Here is a 7,068-nt window from a genome sequence, read left to right as displayed (position 1 = left end):
TAACTGATCGGCATTAGAGCTTCGGCTCTGGTTTTTTGTATCTGTGCTCAACATTAATGAATGTTGTAGGCGATCACGAAGTCGATGAATAGTCGAACTTTCTCTGGTAGGTGATCTTTGTGGTTGTAAAGCATGTAGATGTCACGCGGGTTTGCGCTCCAATCTGGCAATATGCGCACGAGATCGCCACTTTCGATGTACTCTTTGATCATCACATCAGGCATCAATGTAATGCCAAGACCTTCCGAACAAGAGCTACGAACGACGTTCAGTGCGTTTGCTTGAAAACGACCACGCTCTACGTTCACCACAGACTCGCCCTTGCTGTTAATCAGCGTCCACTTGATAAGTGGTGAACCTTTTAGCAAAGAGTGGTTAGAAAGCTCTTCAGCGTGATTTGGAGCAGGGTTTGCGCTCAAGTAATCAGGACTCGCGACCAGAATGTCTTTCACTTCACCGATTTTACGAGCAATCAGGCTGGAATCACGTTGTGGGCCAACACGGAAGATCACATCCCACTCTGTCGGATCAAGTTGATCGGCGTTGCTTTCCGTTGTCAGTTCGATGTTGATATCTGGGTACTGTTTCATGAACGAATTGAACATCGGCATCATCATGCGCTTCGTCAAGTTGTACGGCGCAGAGATCTTGATCTTGCCCGAAGCACCACGGCAATCATCCGTAATTTCCTCTGCTGTCGAGGTTAGACGTTGCAGCAAAGGTGAGCATTCATGGTAAAAACGTTCTCCGGCTTCAGTCAGAGAAAGCTTACGCGCATGACGGTTCAGCAATCGAAGATTGACAGAGTCTTCAAGCGCTTGAATGCGTCGGGTGATGGTTGCCACCGGAATCATGGTTTTTCGCGAAGTTGCGGTATAGCTCCCATTTTCGACAACCAATCGAAATAGGTTTAGATCATCTAATTTCATATTTCCAGACACATTAAACTACCGTTTATGGCTAATTTATAATTAACTTTGTGATCAAAGTTTGCTTTAAGTCAACATGTTGCGTCATTTGAACACAGCAGGAGGCTCTTAGTAAATACTGATAAACAATGGAATATTTGTATAAACGTCAATTTCAGGCTACGGTTTATAACAAGGTGAGAGGGCCTGACGTCTTGCTGCACAACCTTTCGTAAGATGTGAATACAACAACAATAATAACTTAGAATTTGTTTTTTGACTGAGCTTTGTGAGGTGTAAAGGTATGTTTAAGACTCACAGTCAAACGGCAATGGTCTCGGCGCAGGAAGTGGTCAATCACAAGCTCATCATGTTGGTGGACGATGACCCTATATTTCGTAGAGTAACTAGTGCCTATTTGGAAAGTCAGGGTTTCAAGGTAGTAGAAGCTGAAAATGGCCTAGAGGCGCTTCAGCAGCTGAGGGAGTGCCAGCCTGATCTTGTCTTATGTGACTTATCAATGCCCGTCTTAGACGGAATCGAATTTGTAGAAGAGGTAAGCCTGGAGTATCCATCTATGCCACTGATCGTGGTATCGGGCACCGACGAAATGTCTGATGTAGCGAAAGCGCTGCGTTTTGGCATTAAAGACTTCTTACCAAAACCAATTGGAAACTATAAACATCTGTCTCAAGCGATCGATAACACGCTTGAGGAAGCCGACTGCCATTATTCTGACCATAGGGATTTCTCCAGCCAGTGGTTTAGAGTTGATGACGGCGGAGAAATGCCTGATGAGCAAGAGCTCCATTGGCACTTAGAGTATTTACAACAAAACCCGAATGCTGCACGTGATTTGCTCCATGCACTGCTTCCGGAGAAAGATGCATCGCAAGGCGACTGGAAGTGCTCTTACCGATTATTGCAATCTACGGATGTTATGCCGTTGGTGTTCGATTATCGGTGGTTGATGAACGGTCAGTTTGCGTTTTACCTCGTCGATTCAGCATCACTGGAAGAGGATGGGGTAGCGACGACATTACTCGTGCGCGCTCTGTTTGATGACTACTTACGCAACCTGAAAAGCTTTAGTGCCGATCTGAAAGATATGGTCGAGATCATTGAGAAGGGCATTCAATGCTCGGATTGCGCTGGAGCAGTAAATGCCGTGTTTGGTGTTGCGGATTTAGCGTCATCGAGCGTTTCAATTTTACCAGCTGGTCTTGATAGCCAATGGTCTGATGGTCATACGAATCAGCATATAGCAGCGGGTAACTGTCTTGGTGATGGCAGTATGAAGAACTTCATCACTCGTGAGCTCCCGATTACGACGAGTGGTCAACTGTCTATTGGCTGTTTAGGAACATCAAGCTTTAGCTTAAACATCGTACGATTGAATCGTTTAATGTAATGAATTCTAAAATTCACGAGCAGCACTTTTGTGCTGCTTTTTTTTATTGTTTAAAATCCTATATCTTATTAATAATCATTCTCACAATAGCCTTACTTTTTGTTGGTGTTTAGCGTTTGCTGTTTAAGGTATAGTCAGCGCTTAAAACAATAATGACCCATTTGCGTAACGATAATTTAACGATGTGTAATTGGGAGAAAGCTAAGTCAACAAGTGAGAAGAAGCATCATGGCAGACAAAGATTTTAAAGAGCCTTATAATATTTTTTACTTTCTAGGTTTCATTGCAGTCCTTTTGATCCCAACTCTACCTGCAACGCTAACCTGGCTTCGCGTAATGAACGGTTACGCAGGTTTTTAATCGAGCGATTGTTTACTGGAGTCCACCATTCGTATTAAGCGTTACTTTTTCAATATTGCTGGTGGACTCTGCATGATACTTGGCATCGCCGGTATCGTTCTTCCTTTATTACCCACCACTCCCTTTATCCTATTGGCAAGCGCGTGTTTTATGCGTGGAAGCCCTGCGTTTCATCGTTGGTTGCACGAACACAAAACGTTTGGTCCAATGCTGGATAATTGGCATAAGCACAGAGCCGTTACCCGTAAAGTAAAACAACGTGGAGCGGTATTTATTGTGCTGAGCTTTACCGTATCCATCCTCGTTGCCCCAGTCATTTGGGTAAAAATTGCGCTTTTAGTGATGTTAATCGTTTTACTGAGTTGGTTTATGCGTCTACCTGTGACTGAGTTGGTTGCTGACCGAGAAGAAAATCACTAAGATTGTAGAGAATAGTGTGCCCGCTCTTCGAGTGGGCGTTTGTATTTTCAGCGCCTGTGACTTTTTAAGAAAATGAGCTCATAGGGATGAAAACCTATTGTTTGTTGCCCTCATATATACTGCGATAAGAACAGAGGGCGATGAGCCAATCTAAGTAAATCGGTATTATGACTACAGAAACAATTTCACTGATCAAATCTAGCATCAAAAGCATCCAAGACTACCCAAAGCCAGGCATTCTTTTCCGCGACGTGACTAGCCTTCTTGAAGACGCAAAAGCGTACCAAGCAACGATTAACCTTTTGGTTGAGCGTTACAAAGACATGGGCTTCACGAAAGTTGTCGGTACAGAAGCGCGTGGTTTCCTTTTCGGCGCACCTCTAGCACTAGAACTGGGTGTAGGTTTTGTTCCTGTGCGTAAGCCAGGCAAACTTCCTCGTCCAACAGTCGCTCAATCTTACGAGCTTGAGTACGGCGTTGATACGCTAGAAATTCATACTGATGCAATCGTAGAAGGCGATAAAGTATTGGTTGTTGATGATCTGCTAGCAACTGGCGGCACAATTGAAGCAACAACAAAACTGATCCGCCAACTAGGTGGTGAATTAGAGCACGCTGCATTCGTTATCAACCTACCAGAAATCGGTGGTGATAAGCGCCTAGAAGGTCTAGGTCTGAGCGTATACAGCATTTGCGAGTTTGAAGGACACTAATACATTCAATGAGTTATTTAGCTTTAGCGCGAAAATGGCGTCCTAATAAGTTTGATCAAGTAGTCGGGCAGAGCCATGTCTTAACTGCTTTGGAGAACGCGTTAGCGCAAAATCGCTTACACCATGCGTACCTATTTAGCGGCACGCGAGGCGTTGGTAAAACGTCGATTGGCCGACTGTTTGCTAAGGGCCTGAACTGTGAAACAGGTATTACTGCTAACCCGTGTGGTGAGTGTGATACTTGTCGTGAGATTGATGAAGGTCGCTTCGTTGACCTACTGGAGATCGACGCAGCTTCTCGTACTAAAGTTGAAGACACTCGTGAACTGTTAGACAACGTTCAATACAAACCCGCTCGCGGACGTTTTAAAGTGTACCTCATCGATGAGGTACACATGCTTTCGCGTCACTCTTTCAATGCGCTGTTAAAAACGCTGGAAGAGCCGCCTGAGTATGTGAAGTTCTTGTTGGCTACGACGGATCCGCAAAAACTGCCGGTGACGATTCTGTCACGTTGTTTGCAGTTCCATCTTAAGCCAATCAGTGTTGATGATATTCATCAGCAACTTGACCATATTTTGGAAAAAGAACAAGTCTCTGCAGAAGCAAGAGCACTTGGCATGATTTCGCACGCTGCAGATGGCAGTATGCGTGATGCACTGAGCTTAACTGACCAAGCTATCGCCCTAGGCAACGGTACGATTCAAGCCGATATCGTGAGCCACATGCTTGGAACGATTGATACAGACCAAGCGATTCACTTGCTGGAATCGATCAGCAGTAAGCAGCCGCAACAGGCGATGGACAAAATCCAGCAACTTGCATCAAACGGTGTCGAGTGGGATGGATTGCTACAACAATTGGCGTCGCAGCTTCACCGTGTCGCGATGTACCAAGCTCTGCCATCGACTTTGGATCAGACGCAACCTGATGCCGAAAAAATCGAATTATTGAGTAAAGCTCTCACACCACAAGATGTTCAGCTTTACTACCAAATTGCTTTAAAAGGTCGTGAAGATCTGACGTTGTCACCAAATGGTCGCGTTGGCATGGAAATGATCGTATTGCGCATGATGGCATTTCGTCCGTCAGCAAATAATAGCGCGAATGTGATTTCTACTTCATCACAGCCTCAAGTCGCGCCGACATCAAGCGTGAGCCCATCATCGCAAGCAGCTCCGCAGTCATCGCCACAACGACCATCGCAGCAACAAGCTCCAGTGGCTCAGTCGCCTGCACAGCACATGCAAAGCCGACCAACGCCGTCAGCGCAACATCAAGCGCCAGCTCAGTCGATGAGTCAGCCGACGACACAGTCTCCGGCTTCGATGAATGAAGCGCCGCAGTACCAACCTGAGTATCAGGGTGGCTACGATATGGCACCACAATACGATATGGCTCCGCCGATGAGTGAGAACCCTGCGCCAGCGCAACAAGCTCCTCAACAAGCTCAGCCACAAGAAAGTGCTCCGGCACCTGCTCGTGGTAATTTGAGCGGCCTACGTCACCAATTACGTTCACAGCGTCAGGGACAGCAACAAGCACCAACGCAAAGTGGTGGCCCAAAAAAGTCTAACGCGACATCTGCACAAAAAGAATCGGTTATTGACCGTCTAGCGCAATTGCATGGCAATTCCGCGCAGGTGTCGCCTAAGTCTGCTCCTCAAGCTGAAAAACAAGCTCCAGAGGATGAAGCGTATCGTTGGCGACCAACCAAACCGGTTGAAAAGAAAGCCAATACGCAATTGACACCTACGCAGCTCAAGCAAGCGCTAGAGCACGAAAAGACGCCTGAGATGGCGCAAAAATTGGTTGATGAATCGCTAGAGAAAAGCGAGTGGGCGAATCTGATTAGCAAAATGGATACGCCTAAGTTGGTCGAACAACTTGCATTAAACTCGCATTTCAACAAAGAAGGCTCGACAGTTTCGCTACAATTAAGAGGCAGTCAGGCACACTTGAACACCGACAGAGCGCAAAGTGAGCTGCACAGTGCACTGAACCATGTGTTGGGTGAAGAGTGTCATTTGAGTATTGATGTTAGCGAAAGTGGTGAGACGCCACTAGAGTTGAGAGATAGACTCTACCAAGAGAAATTACAGCAAGCGCTGAACAGTTTAGAAAACGATCCGCACGTACAATTCATCGAGCGCCGTTTCGCAGCAGAGCTTGATAAAGATAGTGTACGTCCTATCTAAAAAATGAACGGAATGGGGTTGAAAACACAAAGTTGCAGCCCCATTAACAGATGCAACACCTAATTAAACCAGAGAGATAAACATGTTTGGTAAAGGCGGTATGGGCAACCTAATGAAGCAAGCCCAGCAAATGCAAGATCGCATGCAAAAGCTTCAAGAAGAAATCGCAAATATGGAAGTAACTGGCGAGTCTGGTGCTGGTCTAGTTAAAGTTACAATCACTGGTAGTCACAGTGTGCGTCGTGTAGAAATCGATGAAAGTCTGATGGAAGACGACAAAGAAATGTTAGAAGATCTTATCGCTGCAGCATTCAACGATGCAGCACGTCGCGTTGAAGAAACTCAAAAAGAGAAAATGGCTTCAGTAACTGGCGGTATGCAACTACCACCAGGCATGAAAATGCCATTCTAATCTGCTGAATTCTAACTAAGCGGATTTTCAATGCGTACCAGTCATATGCTGGAACAATTGATGGAGGCCTTACGTTGTCTACCTGGGGTTGGTCCCAAGTCGGCGCAGCGTATGGCCTTTCATTTGTTACAGCGTGATAGAAAAGGCGGTCTGCAACTGGCAGATGCGCTGAGCCAAGCAATGACAGAAATTGGCCATTGCACCGAGTGTCGTACTTTCACTGAAGAAGAAGTTTGTCATATTTGTACTAACCCAAAACGCCAAGAAAATGGTCAGATTTGTGTGGTAGAAAGTCCGGCAGACATCGCAGCAGTAGAAGCAACGGGTCAATACTCGGGTCGATACTTTGTACTGATGGGACATTTATCACCGCTGGACGGAATTGGTCCAAGTGATATTGGTCTAGATGTATTGGATTACCGTCTGCGCCGCGGAGATATCTCTGAGGTGATTCTTGCTACCAACCCAACGGTAGAAGGTGAAGCGACGGCTCATTACATCGCAGAACTTTGTAAAGAACACCAAGTGGAAGCAAGTCGCATTGCACACGGTGTACCAGTGGGTGGCGAGCTTGAGCTCGTGGACGGGACTACCTTGTCACACTCCCTTCTGGGTCGACACAAGATTGACCCGTCCTGATATAGGT

At 46.0% G+C, this 7,068-nt stretch carries 8 protein-coding genes; 7 read left to right on the top strand and 1 reads right to left on the bottom strand.

From position 1 onward, the window contains the following. Window positions 1–53 precede the first annotated feature (53 nt). Window positions 54–929, bottom strand: a complete 876-nt coding sequence (locus tag H735_RS29355; protein WP_005439791.1) for a LysR family transcriptional regulator — start codon at window positions 927–929, stop codon at window positions 54–56. Between the two features lie 283 nt (window positions 930–1,212). Here H735_RS29355 and H735_RS29350 point away from each other — a divergent pair, with 283 nt between their 5' ends. The 7 genes from H735_RS29350 to recR all read left to right on the top strand — a co-directional run bounded on the left by H735_RS29350 (window position 1,213) and on the right by recR (window position 7,061). Then, window positions 1,213–2,319 (top strand): response regulator, encoded by a 1,107-nt coding sequence (locus H735_RS29350; protein WP_020198025.1) that lies wholly within the window; start codon window positions 1,213–1,215, stop codon window positions 2,317–2,319. A gap of 228 nt (window positions 2,320–2,547) precedes the next feature. Beyond that, complete coding sequence (locus H735_RS31955; RefSeq protein ID WP_005380608.1) at window positions 2,548–2,679, top strand: hypothetical protein; 132 nt, start codon at window positions 2,548–2,550, stop codon at window positions 2,677–2,679. Window positions 2,680–2,694: 15 nt separating this feature from the next. Further along, complete coding sequence (locus H735_RS29340; protein ID WP_027726854.1) at window positions 2,695–3,099, top strand: YbaN family protein; 405 nt, start codon at window positions 2,695–2,697, stop codon at window positions 3,097–3,099. 167 nt (window positions 3,100–3,266) lie between these two features. Beyond that, the gene (gene apt / locus H735_RS29335) at window positions 3,267–3,812 is read left to right on the top strand and encodes an adenine phosphoribosyltransferase (protein ID WP_020198027.1); all 546 of its coding nucleotides are present in this window, start codon (window positions 3,267–3,269) and stop codon (window positions 3,810–3,812) included. Window positions 3,813–3,820: 8 nt separating this feature from the next. Further along, the gene (dnaX, locus tag H735_RS29330) at window positions 3,821–6,010 is read left to right on the top strand and encodes a DNA polymerase III subunit gamma/tau (RefSeq protein ID WP_020198028.1); all 2,190 of its coding nucleotides are present in this window, start codon (window positions 3,821–3,823) and stop codon (window positions 6,008–6,010) included. An 82-nt stretch (window positions 6,011–6,092) separates the two neighbouring features. After that, the gene (locus tag H735_RS29325; RefSeq protein WP_005432961.1) at window positions 6,093–6,422 is read left to right on the top strand and encodes a YbaB/EbfC family nucleoid-associated protein; all 330 of its coding nucleotides are present in this window, start codon (window positions 6,093–6,095) and stop codon (window positions 6,420–6,422) included. A gap of 30 nt (window positions 6,423–6,452) precedes the next feature. Beyond that, window positions 6,453–7,061, top strand: a complete 609-nt coding sequence (gene recR / locus H735_RS29320; RefSeq protein ID WP_027726855.1) for a recombination mediator RecR — start codon at window positions 6,453–6,455, stop codon at window positions 7,059–7,061. The last annotated feature ends 7 nt before the right edge of the window (window positions 7,062–7,068 follow it).

The sequence above is a fragment of the Vibrio owensii CAIM 1854 = LMG 25443 genome (genome assembly GCF_000817815.1).
Classification (GTDB): domain Bacteria; phylum Pseudomonadota; class Gammaproteobacteria; order Enterobacterales; family Vibrionaceae; genus Vibrio; species Vibrio owensii.
This window is presented reverse-complemented; position numbering and strand designations above follow the sequence as displayed.